Here is a 16,746-nt window from a genome sequence, read left to right as displayed (position 1 = left end):
TGCATCAGCTCGAGTAATAAGGCAGTGTCAATCATGGGGCAAAGTTTGATGTAACACCCCTATGCTAGATGGTTCACCCCGCTCACAAATTCACAGAAATTAACAATCAAGATATTTACTTCTATCTCACATGCATGTTGTCGTGCATTAACCACAACAAAGTTGCAATCGTGCGCCCTGCTAGAGGGGAATCGGCTACCCTCCGCCGAATTACCTGTAACAAATTTCAGATTAGCAAGTATTTACTAGCCGAGATACCGTTTCGCGGTTTGACTTAGATCTATAGAATCGTATCTCGTGCGTGTGTAAAAACGACACTCTTGCCGGCTCAACCGGCTAACCGACAGACTTCCTTTCAGGACGAGGATCCAGGCGATGAACACCATGACCGATATGGGCGAACAGTTGGACGTCAAGCTGCTGCTCACCACATTGATGGCCCTGAAAAAAGGCGATTTCTCGGTGCGCATGCCTGACGACTGGACCGGCGTGTCCGGCAAGATCGCCGATACCCTGAACGACATCATCGAGACCAAGCAAAAGATGGTCGAGACCGTCACGGAAGTCTCGCGGGTGGTCGGCCGCGAAGGCCACCTGACCCAGCGCGCCGACCTGCCGGGCGTGGTGGGCGGCTGGAGCACCATGATCAGCTCGGTCAACACCCTGATCGACGACCTGGTGCGCCCCACCACCGAGATGGCGCGCGTGATCGGCGCGGTGGCGAAAGGCGACCTGTCCCAGACCATGGCCCTCGAAGTCGACGGCCATCCACTCAAGGGCCAGTACCTGCGCGCGGCGATGACGGCCAACACCATGGTCGAGCAGCTGTCCTCGTTCTCGTCCGAAGTCACGCGCGTGGCGCGCGAGGTCGGCACCGAGGGCAAGCTGGGCGGCCAGGCGCAAGTCAAGGGCGTGGCCGGCACCTGGAAGGACTTGACCGACTCGGTCAACTCGATGGCCGGCAACCTGACCTCGCAGGTGCGTAATATCGCGGAAGTGACCACCGCGGTGGCCAACGGCGACCTGTCCAAGAAGATCACGGTCGACGTGCGCGGCGAGATCCTGCAACTGAAGGACACCATCAACGTGATGGTGGACCAGCTGCGTTCCTTCGCCTCCGAAGTGACGCGGGTGGCGCGCGAGGTCGGCACCGAGGGTAAACTCGGCGGCCAGGCCTATGTGCCGGGCGTGGCCGGCACCTGGAAGGACTTGACCGACAACGTCAACTTCATGGCCTCGAACCTGACGGGCCAGGTGCGCAATATCGCGGCGGTGACCACCGCGGTGGCGAACGGCGACCTATCCAAGAAAATTACCGTGGACGTGAAGGGTGAGATTCTCGAGCTGAAGAACACCATCAACGTGATGGTCGACCAACTGTCCTCGTTCGCCTCCGAGGTGACGCGGGTGGCGCGCGAGGTCGGCACTGAGGGGAAACTCGGCGGCCAGGCGGTGGTGAAAGGCGTGGCCGGCACCTGGAAGGACTTGACCGACTCGGTCAACTCGATGGCGGGCAACCTGACCGGCCAGGTGCGTAACATCGCCGACGTGACCACCGCGGTGGCGAACGGCGACCTGTCCAAGAAGATCACGGTGGACGTCAAAGGCGAAATTCTGGAGCTGAAGAACACCATCAACGTGATGGTCGACCAGCTGAACTCCTTCGCGTCCGAGGTGACGCGGGTGGCGCGCGAGGTCGGTACCGAAGGTAAGCTCGGCGGCCAGGCCAACGTGCCGGGCGTGGCCGGCACCTGGAAGGACTTGACCGACGGCGTGAACTCGATGGCGGGCAACCTGACCGCCCAGGTGCGTAATATCGCGGAAGTGACCACCGCCGTGGCGAACGGCGACCTGTCCAAGAAGATCACGGTGGACGTCAAGGGCGAGATCCAGGAACTGAAGAACACGATTAACGTGATGGTCGACCAGCTGTCGTCGTTCGCGTCGGAAGTCACGCGGGTGGCGCGCGAGGTCGGCACCGAAGGTAAACTCGGCGGCCAGGCCTACGTGCCGGGCGTCGGCGGCACCTGGAAGGACTTGACCGACAACGTCAACTTCATGGCCTCCAACCTGACCGGCCAGGTGCGCAATATCGCGGCGGTGACCACCGCCGTGGCGCGCGGCGACCTGTCCAAGAAGATCACCGTGGACGTGAAGGGCGAGATTCTCGAGCTGAAGGACACCATCAACGTCATGGTGGACCAGCTGTCCTCGTTCGCCTCGGAGGTGACCCGGGTGGCGCGCGAGGTCGGCACCGAGGGTAAACTCGGCGGCCAGGCGAACGTGTCGGGCGTGGCCGGCACCTGGAAGGACTTGACGGAAAACGTCAACCAGCTGGCGGCGAACCTCACCAACCAGATGCGCGCGATCGGCGAAGTGGCGACGGCGGTGACGCGCGGCGACCTGTCGCGCTCCATTCAGGTGGAAGCGCGCGGCGAAGTGTCCTACCTGAAGGACAACATCAACGAGATGATCCGCAACCTGAAGGAGACCACGCAAAAGAACGCGCAGCAGGATTGGCTCAAGACCAACCTGGCGCGCTTCACTCGACTGCTGCAGGGCCAGCGCGACCTGCAGGCGGTGACCAAGCTGATCCTGTCGGAGCTGGCGCCGCTGGTCTCGGCCCACCACGGCGTGTTCTACATGATGGACTCGCAAGAGACCGACGCCAGGTTGCGCATGATCGCCAGCTACGGCTACCGCTCGAGCCGCAAGCTGCCGACTTCCTTCCTGCCGGGCGAAGGCCTGGTGGGCCAGTGCGCGCTGGAGAAGACCCGCATCTGGCTGACCGACGTCCCGCGCGACTACATCGTGGTGTCCTCGGGCCTGGGCTCGGCGCCGCCGAACAATATCGTGGTGCTGCCGATCCTGTTCGAGCAGCAGGTCAAGGCCGTCATCGAGATCGCCTCGCTCGACCGCTTCACCGAAACCCACCTGTCCTTCCTCGACCAGCTGATGGAATCGATCGGCGTGGTCCTGAACACGATCGAGGCCAACAGCCGCACCGAGTCGCTGCTGACCCAGTCGCAGTCGCTGGCGCAGGAACTGCAGCAGACGAACCAGGAGCTGGGCGAGAAGGCGCGCCTGCTGTCCGAGCAGAACATCGAGGTGGAGCGCAAGAACCGCGAGGTGGAGCAGGCCAAGCTGGCGCTGGAAGAAAAAGCGACCCAGCTGGCGCTGTCCTCGAAGTACAAGTCGGAATTTTTGGCCAATATGTCGCACGAATTGAGGACGCCACTGAATTCGCTGCTGATCCTGGCCCAGCAGCTGTCCGACAACCCGGAAGGCAATCTGTCGGGCAAGCAGGTGGAGTTCGCGAAGACGATCTACGGGTCGGGTTCGGACTTGCTGACCCTGATTAACGACATTCTCGACCTGTCCAAGATCGAATCGGGCACCGTCACGCTGGACGTGTCGGAATACCGCTTCTCGAACCTGCGCAACTACGTCGACCGCACCTTCCGCCACATGGCCGAGGCCAAGCACCTGGGCTTCCAGGTCGAGCTGGCCGAGAACCTGCCGACGGCCGTGATGACCGACACCACGCGCCTGCAGCAGGTGCTGAAGAACCTGTTGTCGAACGCCTTCAAGTTCACCAGCCATGGCCAGGTCTCGCTGGGAATCAGCCTGGTGACCAGCGGCTGGACGGCGGATCACCCGAACCTCGAGCATGCCGACGCGGTGCTGGCGTTTTCGGTGTACGACACCGGCGTGGGCATCCCCGCCGACAAGCTGCAGCTGATCTTCGAAGCCTTCCAGCAGGCCGACGGCTCGACCGCCCGCAAGTATGGCGGCACGGGTCTCGGCCTGTCGATTTCGCGCGAACTGGCGCGCCTGCTGGGCGGCGAAATCCGGGTCGAGTCGACGGTCAACGTCGGGTCGGTGTTCACGCTCTACCTGCCGTACAACCGCGCCGGCTTCATCAACTATGAACAGGCGCGCCAACCGCAGCCGGCGCGCCTGGCGCCGCCGTTGAGCGTCCCGGCCCCGCTGGTGCCGGTGCTGCAGGAAAACAGCGAAGTCTCGACCCTCGAGCTGACGGCGGACCTGCTCGACCCGAGCGGCGCCGTGGTCGAGTACGCGAGCGTGCTGGACGACCGCGGCCTGGTGACGCCGGGCGACCCGTCGGTGCTGATCGTCGAGGACGACGAGCGCTTCGCCAAGGTGGTGCTCGAATTCGCCCGCGAGAAAAACTTCAAGGCGATCGTGACCCACCGCGGCGATTCGACCTTGTCGCTGGCGCGCGACTACCTGCCGTCGGCGATCCTGCTCGACCTGGACCTGCCGGACATCGACGGCTTCACGGTGCTCGACCGCCTGAAACGCGACCCGAGCACGCGCCACATCCCGGTGCACGTCATGTCGTCGCTGCGCGAGCGCGAACGCGCGCTGCGCCAGGGCGCCATCTCGTACATCAACAAGCCGGTCGAGCGCGAGGCGCTGAACGAGGAATTCAAGCGCATCCAGAAATTCCTGATGGGCGGCAAGCGCAGCCTGCTGGTGGTCGAGGACGATCCGGCCCAGCGCGATGCGATCGTTTCCCTGATCGGCAACAACGACATCCATATGGTGACGGTCGACCATGGCGCCGCCGCGCTCGAGGCCCTGCAGTCCTCGCACTTCGACTGCATGGTGCTGGACCTGACCCTGCCCGACATCTCGGGCTTCGACCTGCTCGAGCAGATCGCCCGCTACGAACGCCTGCGCGACCTGCCGATCGTGATCTACACCGCCCAGGAGCTCACCCGCAAGGAGGTCACGAAGCTCAAGCGCTTTGCCAAGACCATCGTGATCAAGGATGCGCGCTCGCCCGAGCGCCTGCTGGACGAGACGGCGCTGTTCCTGCACCGTTCCCAGGCCAGCCTGCCCGAAACCCAGCGGCGCATGCTGGAAGAGATCCACGCCCTCGACTCGGGCCTGGCCGGACGCAAGGTGCTGATCGTCGACGACGACCTGCGCAATATCTTCGCCCTGTCGACGCTGCTGGAGCGCCAGCAGATGCAGGTACTGTTCGCCGAGAACGGCCGCGACGGCATCGAAGTGCTCGAGAAGGACCCGGGCATCGAGATCGTCCTGATGGACATCATGATGCCCGAGATGGACGGCTACGACACGATGCGGGCCATCCGCCGCATTCCGAAATTCCGCTCGCTGCCGATCATCACCCTGACCGCGAAGGCGATGAAGGGCGACCGCGACAAGTGCATCGCGGCCGGCGCCTCGGACTACATCACCAAGCCGGTCGACGTGGCGCAGCTGCTGTCGATGATGCGGGTTTGGCTGCACTGAGGCCGCGGTGAATGCCCTGACTGGTGTGCCGGTCGACACCGGCCTGGCGGAGCTCGAGATCGATCTGCTGCTCGAAGCGCTGTACCAGCGTTTCGGCCTCGACTACCGCAGCCACGAGCGCGCCATCCTGCGCCGCCGGCTGCAGGAGCTGGCGCGCCTGCACGCCTTGCCGAATCTCACGCGGCTGCAGGAACAGGTGCTGCACGCGCCCGGCGCGGCGCTGGGCGTGGTGCGCGCGCTGGCGGTGCCGCCTGCCGCCCTGTTCGACCGCCCTGACTGGGCGCGGCGCCAGCGCGGCGCGCTGGCCGACAGCCTGCGGCCGACGGCACTGCCCAAGGTCTGGCTGCCCGAGGTGGGCGGCGTGGGCGAGGCCTGGACCCTGGCCGTGCTGCTGGCCGAGGAAAAGCTGTACGGACGCACCGAAGTGTTCGCGACCCTGGCCAGCGACGAACTGCTGTTCGAGGCGCGCGAAGCCACGCTGCCGGCCTCGCAACTGGCGGACGCCCAGCGCGGCTACGAAGCCAGCGGCGGCACGGGGCGGCTGGCGGACTACTTCGAGGTCAGCGACGGCCGCGCGCGCCTGCTGCCGCGGCTGCGCGAGCGCATCACCTGGCTGCAATACTGCCTGGTGACCGACGGCTCGTTCAACGAGTTCCACGCGATCGTCTGCTGCCGCGCCCTGCCCGACTTCGGCCCGGTGCTGCGCCAGCGGGTGCTGCGCCTGTTCCGCGACAGCCTGGCCCTGTTCGGGGTGCTCGGGATCGACCGCGAACTGGCGGCGAGCGAAGCGGGCGCGGCCGACTACCAGCCCTTGTTCGAGGAAGGGGCCTGGTACAAGCGGGTGCGCTGACCTTACGCGATAACGACGGCTGGCCGCTGCGCGGCCATCCAGGCATCGATCCGGCCCGCCACGCCCGGCCGCAGGTGCAGTCCCAGCTTGGCCCTGCGCCACAGGACGTCCTGGGCGCACGCGGCCCATTCGTGCGCCATCAGGTAGCGCAGCTCGGCCTCGTACAGGCCGGGGGCCACCTCGAGGCCGAGATCGGCCAGCGCCCCGCACCCATCCAGCAAGACATCCACCCGTGTGCCGTAGGCGCGCGCATAGCGCAGCGCCAGCGGCTTGGGCAGCCAGGCGACACGCCGCTGCAGCGCCGCCACCCAGCGGTCGAATTCCAGCACGCCGCGGTTGTCGGGCTGCGGCCCGAACAGGTCGCCGCCCGGCAGCACGGCGCGCGCCGTCCATGCTCCCGTCGGCGTCGCGCCCAGCAGCGGCGCGATCCAGTCGACGGCTTCCTCGGCCAGCTTGCGGTAGGTGGTGATCTTGCCGCCGAAGACCGACAGCAGCGGCGGACCGCTGGCGTCGCGTTCGAGGAAGTAGTCGCGCGTGATCGCCGCCGCCTTGCCGGCCTCGTCGTCCAGCAGCGGGCGCACGCCCGAATAACTCCACACCACGTCGCTCGGGGCCAGCTGGCGCTTGAAGTAACGGTTGACCAGCGCGCACAGGTAGCGCGTCTCGCCCTCGCCGATCGCGGCGGCGCCGGGGTCGCCCGCGAAATCGACGTCGGTGGTGCCGACCAGGGTGAAAACTTCTTCATACGGAATGGCGAACACGACCCGGCCATCCGCATGCTGGAACAGGTAGGCGCAGCCATGATCGAACAGGCGCGGCACGACGATGTGGCTGCCCTTGACCAGGCGCAGCGCGCGGTGCGGCGCCGCCCGGTTGGCGCCGCGCGCGAAATGGGCCGCCCACGGGCCGGCGGCGTTGACCAGGCCGCGCGCGCGCACGGTCAGGGGCGCGCCGCCCCCATCGATGCGGGCCTCCCAGTGCGCGGCGCGCCGGACCACGTCTGCGCAGGCGGCATGGGTGAGCACCCGCGCGCCGCGCTCGTGGGCATCGAGGGCGTTGAGCACCACCAGCCGGGCGTCGTCGACCCAGCCGTCGGAATAGGCGAAGGCGCGCGTGAACTCGGGCTTGAGCGGCGCGCCGGCGGGGTGGCCGGCCAGCTCGATCGCGCTGGACGCCGGCAGGAAGGCGCGCGGCGCCAGCCGGTCATAGAGGAACAGGCCGGCGCGGATCAGCCAGGCCGGGCGCTGGCCTGCCACGTGCGGCATCACGAAGCGCAGCGGACGCATGATGTGCGGCGCGCTCCTGAGCAGGGTCTCGCGTTCGGCCAGCGCCTTGCGCACCAGGCCGAATTCGCGGTATTCGAGATAGCGCAGGCCACCGTGGATCAGCTTGCTGGAGGCGGACGAGGTATGCGCGCCCAGGTCGTCCTTTTCGCACAGCACCACCGACAGGCCGCGCCCGGCCGCGTCGCGCGCAATGCCGGCGCCATTGATGCCGCCGCCGACCACCAGCAGGTCGCAATCGATCGTCGTGTCCGCTCCCATCGCCCCCTCCTCCAAGCCATCCGACCCGGCGCATCCGTTCCACTTTACGCGGGCGCGCCGGTCCGGCGTTTGCCTGCGTCAATTATGCGGAGAATGGACGGGCCGGTGTGTAAAATCGCCACATGTCCATCCCGTCCACGCCAGACCGGACCCGCGCCTGGGTCCGCATGCCATCCGGCCGCCGCCTCGACCTGCTCGACCCGACACCCTTCGACTGGGACGACGCCGACCTGGCGCTCGGCCTGGCCCGCACCTACCGCTGGGGCGGCCACTCGGCCTGGCCGTTGCCGCTGTCGGTGGCCCAGCACTCGATCACGGTGATGCTGCTGCGCCGCGCCGCCGCCCCGGCGATCACGCCGCTGGAAGAGTTGCGCGAACTGCTGCACGACGCCGAGGAAGGCCTGCTCGGCTTCGATGCGATCTCGGTGATCAAGCCTTTCCTGGGCGACGCCTTCCGCGCGCTGACCCGGCGCCTCGAACACATGGTATTCCTGCGCTATGGCCTGCCGGCCTGGGACGCGCGCAGCCATGCGGCGCACAAGCGCGCCGACCGCCTGGCCGCGGCCACCGAGGCCGTGCACGTGGCCGGCTGGTCGCGCGAGGAGGTGCGGCGCACCCTCAAGATCCGCGCCGGGGTGCTGGCCGAGGATCCCCTTGCCGCCTACTACGATTGCCGGCCGTGGGAGCCTTGGGCGCCGGGCGTGGCCTGCGAGCGTTTCATGCGCGAGCTCGAGCGGCTCGCGCTCGCGGTGCGCTCGACCGACTGACGTCTCAGGCGCCTGCGCTCAGCGTCTTCTCCAGGTGGCGCTCCAGCCCTTCCAGCGACTTGCCGCGCGTTTCCGGCACGCAGGTCGCGACGAAGGCCAGCGAGGCAATATTGATGGCTGCGAACACGAAGAAGGTGGCGCTGCCGAACTGCGCCAGCGCGATCGGGAACAGCAAGGCGACCAGGGCGTTGAACACCCATTGGCAGGCCACGGCGGTGCCGGTCAGCACGCCGCGCACGTGCATCGGGAACAGTTCGGACATCAGCAGCCAGTAGACCGGCGCGATCAGCATTTGCATGCACAGCAGGAAGCACAGGATGCAGGCGAGCGCCGCATAGCTGCGCGCCAGGCCGTCCGGGAACCACGTCAGCACGATGCCGAGCGCGGCCTGGGTCAGGATCACGCCGCCCAGGCCGGTCATCAGCATAGGCCGGCGGCCGTGCTTGCCGATCAGCCAGATGCCGATCAAGGTCGCGATCACCGATACCACGCCGTTGCCGATGGTGGCGATCAGTGCGGCATTGGTGCCGAGGCCCGTCGAGGTCAGGATGATCGGGGTGAAATACATGAAGGCATTAATCCCGGTGAACTGGGCGGTGAAGCCCAGGCCGATGCCGATCCACAGCAGCTTGCGGATCCACGGCGTGCCGAGCACGGCCGAGCAGCCCGCCTGCTCGCGCTCGATCGTATTCAACCGGGTCATCTCCGCCATCTCGGTCTCGATCTGCTTGTCGCTCGAGCGGATCTGTCCCAGCACTGCGCGCGCCTCGTCCATCCGGCCCTGGCCGGCAAGCCAGCGCGGCGACTTCGGCACCAGCATCATGCCCAGCCCCAGCAGGACGGCCGGGACCGCCGAGATGGCGAGCATGTAGCGCCAGACGTGCGGGGAATCGGACAGGTAGGCCAGCAGCGCATTGAGCACGTAGGCCGCCAGCTGGCCGGTCACGATCATCAGCTCGTTCTGGCTGACCAGGCGTGCGCGCCGGCTGGGGCCGGCCATCTCGGCAATGAACACCGGCACCGTGGACGAGGCGCCGCCCACCGCCATGCCGAGGATGAAGCGCATCGCCACCAGCACCGCCACCGACGGCGCCAGCACCGAACCGAGCACCCCGATCATGAACACCAGCGACAGGCCCATCAGCGTCGTACGGCGGCCATACTTGTCCGACAGCGTGCCCGCCATCAGCGAACCGAGCGCGGCGCCGAACACCAGCGACGAGGTGACGATGCCCTCGGTCACCGGCGTCAGGCCGAGACCGCCCTGCGCGGGCGCCAGGCCGAGGAACGGCAAGGCGCCCGAAATGACGCCCGTGTCATAGCCGAAGGCCAGCGCGCCCATGGTCGCGGCGATGGCGACCTTGAACACGAAGCGGCTTTCCCTGGTATCGGGAGGGGTGGGGTTGGCGGGATTGGCGGGATTGGCGGCGTGCGCTGGCGCCGTGACTGATGACATGAGGCGAGATCCTTTGGAAAATGGGGACGCGGCAGGCGGCATGCGGGCGGAGCCCGCCGCCCTCGCCGTCGCGAGGACGGCGGAGCTCGCGTGGCCGGGCGATAAGTCGGCCACTCTGTTGGAATTGCTTGATACAGGTTAACTGCAGTTATCGATCAAGTATGTTCGATAACTTACATATTAGCGAATTTTCTTGCAAATCATCAATGACAGCCCATGCCTGACGGCGCGGCGCACCTCCAATGGCCGGGTCGGCCCCACGCCGACGCAGACAATCCCCGGGGCGGCCAGGACGCGACCTGGCGCTGCGGTCGGACGACGCCAAGTACCTGATTTCATTCGATCTTTGGGTCTATCCACAAGAAATGTGGATAACTGTGTGGAAAAGCGCCACTTGACAAGTCGCAAGCGCAGCATTGATGCGGGTTTCAACAAAATGCCCGTTCAAAAGGCAAAAAAATATCCCCGTAAAATCAGTCACTTGCACGTGCACCACTTCTGCGCGTCCATGTCACATACGGCAAACTCCTACAAAAGTGGGGCACCGGGGATAAGTCGTCAATTTGTCCGCATCTGTCGTCATTTCCACGCGTTCCGGGCGCGGTCGCGCACCATCATGCGGATGCTGTCGGGCATGGGCGTGCGCAGCTCGCGCTTGTCGGCGCTGAGCCAGGCGCATTCCTCGAAATGCTTGAGCATGACCGGGGTAATGAAGCGCGTGCGCGTCGCATACACATGGCGGTCGCCCATGCTCGACTGCTGCTTGATGAAGAAGCGGTTCGGCACCACCAGGTGCAGGTTCTCGCGCGCCCGCGTCATGGCCACGTAGAGCAGGCGCCGTTCTTCCTCGATGTCGTCCTGGCTGCCGGTCGCCATGTCGGACGGCATGCAGCCGTCGACGACGTTCAATACGTGCACCGTGTTCCACTCCTGGCCCTTGCTCGAGTGGATGGTGGACAGGATCACGTAGTCTTCGTCGAGCAGCGGCGCGCCGGCGCGGTCGCTGGTGGCTTCGGGCGGATCGAGCGTGATCTCGGCCAGGAAGCTCTCGCGGTTGCCATAGCCGCCGGACAGCGCCACCAGCTGGTCGAGGTCGGCCGCGCGCACCTGCGCATCGTCGTGCAGGCGCTCCAGGTGCGGCTGGTACCATTCGCGCGCCAGCTCGAGATCCATCGGCCAGCGCAGGCCGGGCGTGCGCAGGCGCCGGTACAGCGCGCAGAATGCCTGCCAGTCGGTCTTGCAGCGCGCCGGCACCGCGAAGCCTTCCAGTGCCGCCGCCGGATCGTCGCTGCTGCCTGCGGCCTCGACCAGCCGGGTGGCGGTCGCCTGGCCGATGCCGGGAATCAGCTGCAGCGCGCGGAAACCCGCCAGCCGTCCGCTCGGGTTCTGGGCGAAGCGCAGCACGGCCAGCACGTCCTTGATGTGGGCCGCTTCCAGGAATTTCAGGCCGCCGAACTTGACGAAGGGGATGTTGCGACGCATGAGTTCGAGTTCGAGCGCGGCGCTGTGGCTGGCGGCGCGAAACAGCACCGCCTGGCTTTTGAGTGCGACGCCGGTTTCGCGCTGTTCGAGGATGCGGTTGCAGACCCAGCGCGCCTGCTCGGCTTCGTCGGGAATCAACACCAGCTGCGGCTTGATGCTTGAGGCCTTGTCGGTCCACAGGGTCTTGGCGTGGCGCTCCAGCGCGGCCCCGATCACGGCGTTCGACGCGTCCAGCATCGGCTGCGTGGAGCGGTAGTTGCGCTCCAGCGTGATCAGGTGCGCCGGCTGCGAGAACTGGGCCGGAAAGTCGAGGATGTTGCGCACGGTGGCGCCGCGAAAGCCATAGATCGATTGCGCATCGTCGCCGACGACCATCACGCCGCGGCCGTCGGGCTTCATGCCGGTGACGATGGCCGCCTGCAGGCGGTTGGTGTCCTGGTATTCGTCGACCAGCACGTGGTCGAACAGCGCGCCGAGCTCAAGCCCCAGCACCGGGTCGGCCGCCATCTCGGCCCAGAACAGCAGCAGGTCGTCGTAGTCGAGCACGTTCTGCTCCTGCTTGGCGTCGACATAGGCGCCGAACAGGGTCTTGAGCTGGGCTTCCCACTCGCTGCACCAGGGGAAGAACGCCTGCAGCACCGCGTCGAGCGGCTCGCGGCCATTGACCACGCGCGAATAGATCGACAGGCAGGTGCCTTTCAGCGGAAAGCGTTTGTCGAGCTGGCTCAGGCCGATCTCGTGGCGCACCATGCCCATCAGGTCTTCGGAGTCGCCGCGGTCGTGGATCGTGAACCCGGCATCCAGGCCGATGCGTCCGGCGAACTCGCGCAGCAGGCGCGCGCCGATGCTGTGGAAGGTGCCGGCCCAGGGCAGCGTGACCGGCGCCTGGCTGCCCTTGAGCCCGAACAGCCGGTGCAGCACGCCGCCGGCGCGCTGGGTCATCTCGGTGGCGGCGCGGCGCGAAAACGTCAGCAGCAGGATGCGCTGCGGATCGGCGCCCGACTGGATCAGGCGCGCCACCCGGTGCGCCAGGGTGTTGGTCTTGCCGGAACCGGCGCCGGCCACCACCAGCAGCGGACGCGGCGCGTCAAGCCCGACGTCGTGCTCGACCGCTGCCCGCTGCTCGGGGTTCAGGCTGGCGAACGGGTCGTCGGTGGCGGACAGGTTGGCGATCGGATCGGCGACGGCGGACATGGGACGGAATCTGGAAATGCCATACTGTACATTTATCCAGTCACGGGCCGCAAGAAGAAAATGCGGCCGTCCGACGCCGCCGTCAAGGCGTTGTCAAGGATGACATCAGGCATGACCTCAGCAATCGCTGCCAAGTCACGGATAATCAAGGCGTTTTTTGGATATCCACAAAGTCTGTGAATAAGTGTGTGGAAAAGCGGGGGCTTGACACGCTGGACGCGGCCTCCCGTGCGGCTTTCAACAATTTGCCTATTGGGAAGGCAATCTCGTTTCCGCTGTAAATCAAGGGGTTACACGTTGTGCCCCCGACGCACGCAGTATGCACCACAAATAAATCTCGCGGCAACTTTGTGGTCTGGCGGATGCGCCGGATCCGGTCAGGCGAGCGCCCGGCGCCGTTCGGGTTCGAGCAGCACGCGTTCGATCACCTGGGCGCGCACGCCATGCGCCTTGAGGTACTCGAGCGCCGGCATGGTGCCGCACTCGCCCAGCGTGGCGATGCCGCGCGCCACGATGTCACGCTCGCGTACGTTGCGCCTGAGCTCGGAAGATCCGGAGAGGCGTTGGTCGATATCCTGGGCACGGTATGGGCTCATGGCGCGGGTCTCCGGTGGGTTATGTCGCTGACGCACCACGAGTATTGACGATGCTGGAATGAAGTCAATGTCAAACCTGTATCGAACCGCGAAAACCCTGGCTGGATGCCTGTGGCCTCGACCAGCGCTGCGCCGCCCGCCCGTCATCCTGCCTACAATCGGCCGCAACACACCAACCATGAGGATTTCCATGAGCATCCAACCCGACCTGAATCCCGGCGACGACGCCGCTCCCGGCACGCCTGGCGCCGGCGAGGACATCTGCGACGCCTGCGCCGGCCGCGGCACGCTGGCCGATGGCAAGCCATGCCCGCAATGCGGCGGCACCGGCCGCGTGATGGAAGGCATCGGCGGCGGCTGAGCCACTACCCACGGCGGGTAGTGCGTGGACACGGCACGGGCCCTGCGGCGATAATCGCCGGATGAGCGCCTCACCCTTGCCGATACCGCCTTCCGCCCCCCAGTCCCCACGTACTGCGCCGCCGGCCGAACCCGATCGTCCCCGTCCGACTTCGCTGACCGACCTGTTCGTGTCGTTCACGCTGATCGCCCTGCAGGGCTTCGGCGGGGTGCTGGCCGTGATCCAGCAGCAAGTCGTCGAGCGCAAGCGCTGGATGAGCAACGAGGAATTCATCGAAGAATGGTCGGTGGCCCAGATCATGCCGGGCCCGAACGTCTGCAACCTGGCCATGATGATCGGCAGCCGCCACTTCGGCCTGGCCGGCGCCATGAGCGCCCTGGCCGGCATCCTCACCGTGCCGCTGATCCTGGTGCTGTGCCTGGCCCTGGTCTACGCGCAGTTCGCCGCCCAGCCCCAGGTCCAAGGCGCCCTGCGCGGCATGGCCGCCGTCGCCGCCGGCCTGATCGCCGCCACCGGCCTGCGCATGTCGGTCGCGCTGACCAGGAACGTGATTCCGCTCGCGGCCTGCATCGCGATCGCCGCCGCCGGCTTCGTGCTGCTAGCCTGGATCCGCATGCCGCTGGCGGCCGTGATCGGCCTGCTCGGCGGCCTCGGCTGCGTGCTGGCCTGGCGCGGGCTCAAGCCATGAGCGCGCCCAGCCTGGTGTTCGGCTGGCATGACTGGCTGAACCTGTTCGTCCATTTCCTGATGCTGTCCATGATGTCGCTCGGCGGCGCGATCTCGACCACCTCCGAGATGCAGCGCTACCTGGTCGAGCGCCAGGGCTGGCTCAGCCAGACGCAGTTCGCCGACTCGGTGGCCCTGGCCCAATCGTCGCCCGGGCCCAACGTCCTGTTCGTGGCCCTGCTGGGCTGGAACGTGGGCCTCAATTCCGGCAGCGTGACGGCCGCGCTCTACGGCGTCGCGATCTCGATGATCGGCATCATGCTGCCCTCCACCGTGTTCACCTACCAGGTGGCGCAGTGGGCCCAGCGCAACCGCGAGCTGCGCGCCGTGCGCGCCTTCAAGCAGGGCATGGCGCCGCTGGTGATCGCCATGCTGCTGTCGACCGCCTGGCTGCTGGCCACCGGCGGCGGCAAGGGCGGCGAACACATGGACAACTGGCCCCTGTGGCTGCTGACGGCGGCCACCGCCATCGTCATCTGGCGCACCCGGCTGCACCTGCTGTGGATGCTGGCGCTCGGCGCGCTGCTGGGAGCCCTGGGCGTGGTCTAGTTGGCAAGCCGGGGCGGGAAGCGGCATACTGGCGGCATCCATCAACTGCAATCGACCCCAAGATGCCCCAACTCCTGAATGAACACGCCTGCTTCGGCGGCGTGCAGCGCTTCTACCAGCACGACTCGGCCGCCATCGGACTGCCGATGAAATTCTCGGTCTACCTGCCGCCGGCGGCGGGCGAGAAGAAGCTGCCGGTCCTGTTCTACCTGGCCGGCCTGACCTGCACCGAAGAAACCTTCATGATCAAGGCCGGCGCCCAGCGCCTGGCCAGCGAACTGGGCGTCATCCTGGTCGCGCCCGACACCAGCCCGCGCGGCGCCAACGTGCCGGGAGAAAGCGACAGCTGGGACTTCGGCGCCGGCGCCGGCTTCTACCTCGACGCCACCCAGGAGCCGTGGGCGCGCCACTACCGCATGCACAGCTATCTGCTGGAACTGCATGCGCTGGTGCTGGCCACTTTCCAGGCCGACCCGGGCCGGGTGGGCATCTTTGGCCACTCGATGGGCGGCCATGGCGCGCTGACCATGGCGCTCAAGCACCCCAACCTGTTCCGCTCGGTGTCGGCCTTCGCGCCGATCGCCGCGCCGAGCCGTTGCCCGTGGGGCAAGAAGGCCTTCGGCGGCTACCTCGGCGCCGACGAAAACGCCTGGCAACAATATGACGCCAGCGCCCTGATGGCATCGCACACCAGCGCGCCGTTCCCTGGCGGCATCCTGATCGACCAGGGCCTGGGCGACAAATTCCTGGTCGAACAGTTGTTGCCCGAGGTCTTCGAGCAAGCCTGCGCCAAGGCCGGGCAGCCGCTCACCCTGCGCCGCCATGCCGGCTACGACCACGGCTATTACTTCATCTCGACCTTCGTCGAAGACCATCTGCGTTTCCACAGCCGCCAGCTCGGCTGATCCACCGCGCGCGGCCCCGTCCGGGGCCGCCATTCTCATCGACATCATTCCGCGCGGCAAACGAACGACGGCCACGCTCGTCCCTGTGTATGCTGGAAGTTAACAACTTCTTCATCATGCAAGAGCTCGAACCATTCATCGACCGCGCCGACGCGGGCACGAAATTGGCAACTGCGCTGGCACAGGCGTTGGCACACCATGCCGGCATTCAAGACGTACTCGTGCTGGCCCTGCCGCGCGGCGGCGTGCCGGTCGCGTTTCCGATCGCGCAGGCGCTGGGGGCCGAACTCGACCTGATGCTGGTGCGCAAGCTCGGCTTGCCCAACCAGCCCGAGTTCGCCATGGGCGCCATTGCCAGCGGCGGTGTCCAGGTGCTCCAGCCCGGCGTGCCGGGCCTGATGGGCGTGACCCGGGCCGAAGTCGATGCGGTGATCGCGGCGGAACAGGCCGAACTGGCGCGGCGCGAACGGCGTTATCGCGGCGAGCGCCCCCCATGCCGGGTGGCGGGACGCTGCGTGATCCTGGTCGACGACGGCATCGCCACCGGATCGACGATGCTGGCGGCGGTCGAAGCGGCGCGCCGCCAGCGGCCGTCGCGGCTGGTGGTCGCGACGCCGGCGGCGGCCCAGGAGGCGCTGGACGCCTTGCGCGGCGTGGTCGACGACGTGGTATGCCTCGTCGCCCCGCCCCGCTTTCGCTCCGTCGGGCAGTGGTATCGCCACTTCGGGCAGACCGGCGATGAAGAAGTGCAGACCCTGCTGGCGCAGGCGTGGGCCTTGACGCGCGACGCCGCCAGCCAACCCCACCGAAAGGAGCCGACATGAACGATACGAACGAAAAAGCGATGAACGCAGGTAAATGGATCGGCGCAGCAGTCGCAGGCGCATTGCTGATGTACGCATTCGACCCGGACCGCGGCGCCAAGCGCCGCGCCAACGCCCGCGGCGCACTGCGCGACGCGCGCGACCGCACCGGCGACCGCCTCGAACACGCCTGGCACAACGCCGGCGACCGCCTCGACTCGGCG

At 66.8% G+C, this 16,746-nt stretch carries 12 protein-coding genes and 1 pseudogene; 9 read left to right on the top strand and 4 right to left on the bottom strand.

All coding sequences use genetic code 11. The features are described from left to right. Positions 1–375: 375 nt before the first annotated feature. Positions 376–5,289 (top strand): response regulator, encoded by a 4,914-nt coding sequence (locus tag HMPREF9710_RS13955; protein ID WP_005667317.1) that lies wholly within the window; start codon positions 376–378, stop codon positions 5,287–5,289. Positions 5,290–5,296: 7 nt separating this feature from the next. Beyond that, the gene (locus HMPREF9710_RS13950) at positions 5,297–6,139 is read left to right on the top strand and encodes a protein-glutamate O-methyltransferase CheR (RefSeq protein ID WP_005667316.1); all 843 of its coding nucleotides are present in this window, start codon (positions 5,297–5,299) and stop codon (positions 6,137–6,139) included. A gap of 2 nt (positions 6,140–6,141) precedes the next feature. Here HMPREF9710_RS13950 and glpD read toward each other — a convergent pair whose 3' ends face one another. After that, entirely contained in the window at positions 6,142–7,683 is a 1,542-nt protein-coding gene (gene glpD / locus HMPREF9710_RS13945) for a glycerol-3-phosphate dehydrogenase (protein WP_005667314.1), read from the bottom strand. Positions 7,684–7,805: 122 nt separating this feature from the next. On the opposite strand from glpD, the gene HMPREF9710_RS13940 reads away from it, so the two are divergent. After that, entirely contained in the window at positions 7,806–8,450 is a 645-nt protein-coding gene (locus HMPREF9710_RS13940) for a hypothetical protein (protein ID WP_005667310.1), read from the top strand. A gap of 4 nt (positions 8,451–8,454) precedes the next feature. Here HMPREF9710_RS13940 and HMPREF9710_RS13935 read toward each other — a convergent pair whose 3' ends face one another. From HMPREF9710_RS13935 to HMPREF9710_RS13925, 3 genes are all read right to left on the bottom strand, one after another. After that, positions 8,455–9,906 (bottom strand): sugar porter family MFS transporter, encoded by a 1,452-nt coding sequence (locus HMPREF9710_RS13935; protein ID WP_005667309.1) that lies wholly within the window; start codon positions 9,904–9,906, stop codon positions 8,455–8,457. Between the two features lie 579 nt (positions 9,907–10,485). Beyond that, entirely contained in the window at positions 10,486–12,582 is a 2,097-nt protein-coding gene (locus HMPREF9710_RS13930; protein WP_005667307.1) for an ATP-dependent helicase, read from the bottom strand. A gap of 377 nt (positions 12,583–12,959) precedes the next feature. After that, on the bottom strand, positions 12,960–13,178 hold the full coding sequence (locus HMPREF9710_RS13925; protein WP_005667306.1) for a hypothetical protein: 219 nt from the start codon (positions 13,176–13,178) through the stop codon (positions 12,960–12,962). Positions 13,179–13,368: 190 nt separating this feature from the next. On the opposite strand from HMPREF9710_RS13925, the gene HMPREF9710_RS28245 reads away from it, so the two are divergent. The 6 genes and pseudogenes from HMPREF9710_RS28245 to HMPREF9710_RS28240 form a co-directional block, all read left to right on the top strand. Beyond that, on the top strand, positions 13,369–13,539 hold the full coding sequence (locus tag HMPREF9710_RS28245; RefSeq protein WP_005667305.1) for a hypothetical protein: 171 nt from the start codon (positions 13,369–13,371) through the stop codon (positions 13,537–13,539). Between the two features lie 61 nt (positions 13,540–13,600). After that, the gene (locus HMPREF9710_RS13920; protein WP_005667304.1) at positions 13,601–14,227 is read left to right on the top strand and encodes a chromate transporter; all 627 of its coding nucleotides are present in this window, start codon (positions 13,601–13,603) and stop codon (positions 14,225–14,227) included. Further along, entirely contained in the window at positions 14,224–14,814 is a 591-nt protein-coding gene (locus tag HMPREF9710_RS13915; protein WP_005667302.1) for a chromate transporter, read from the top strand. Before HMPREF9710_RS13920 ends, HMPREF9710_RS13915 begins: the two co-directional genes overlap by 4 nt. 62 nt (positions 14,815–14,876) lie before the next feature. Next, complete coding sequence (fghA, locus tag HMPREF9710_RS13910) at positions 14,877–15,719, top strand: S-formylglutathione hydrolase (protein ID WP_005667301.1); 843 nt, start codon at positions 14,877–14,879, stop codon at positions 15,717–15,719. An 89-nt stretch (positions 15,720–15,808) separates the two neighbouring features. Continuing rightward, complete coding sequence (locus tag HMPREF9710_RS13905) at positions 15,809–16,543, top strand: phosphoribosyltransferase (protein ID WP_005667299.1); 735 nt, start codon at positions 15,809–15,811, stop codon at positions 16,541–16,543. Further along, a pseudogene (locus HMPREF9710_RS28240) lies at positions 16,540–16,746 on the top strand (hypothetical protein); the annotation flags it as partial. The gene HMPREF9710_RS13905 and the pseudogene HMPREF9710_RS28240, both read left to right, overlap by 4 nt.

It is taken from the genome of Massilia timonae CCUG 45783, assembly GCF_000315425.1.
GTDB classification, from domain to species: Bacteria; Pseudomonadota; Gammaproteobacteria; order Burkholderiales; family Burkholderiaceae_D; genus Telluria; species Telluria timonae.
Note: the sequence above shows the minus strand (reverse complement) of the source record. Positions and strands in the feature narration are given on the sequence as shown.